1 pseudogene is annotated in these 389 nt (G+C 34.7%); it reads left to right on the forward strand.

The window, feature by feature from the left end:
* Nucleotides 1–149: 149 nt before the first annotated feature.
* Nucleotides 150–389 (forward strand): annotated as a pseudogene (locus CWC11_RS23060) (hypothetical protein); the annotation flags it as partial.

The following is a 389-nucleotide window of genomic DNA, read 5'->3' on the forward strand; positions in this document are numbered from 1 at the left end:
TTGGATTATTTATCTATTTAGTATACCGCAGAGGTTTAATGGATAGCAGTAAGCTCAAATTAACCCTACAGAGTATGAGCTTGGCGACATGTTGTTTTAGTTTTTTTTACGCAGGCTTATTTTTAAAGGACCCATGGATATCTAGCACAATGTTGATAGATGAATATAATGCCCCGGTTAAGTCAATTCAGCATTATTCGGGTTTGGAAGTTCAACCTCGCAAGTGTGAAAAAAGAGGCTTGGAACTTATCTGTGGATTTCAAGCGATAAATCTATTACCAAATGATAATAACTTTAAGGTTAATTCAGGAAGTTACGTTATTGATCATAAGGATAGTCGAGCAAAATTTATAGGTTTTTATATTGGTGAGAAACGATACGGTAAAAGG

It is taken from the genome of Pseudoalteromonas sp. S3178, from assembly GCF_005886985.1.
GTDB classification, from domain to species: Bacteria; Pseudomonadota; Gammaproteobacteria; order Enterobacterales; family Alteromonadaceae; genus Pseudoalteromonas; species Pseudoalteromonas carrageenovora.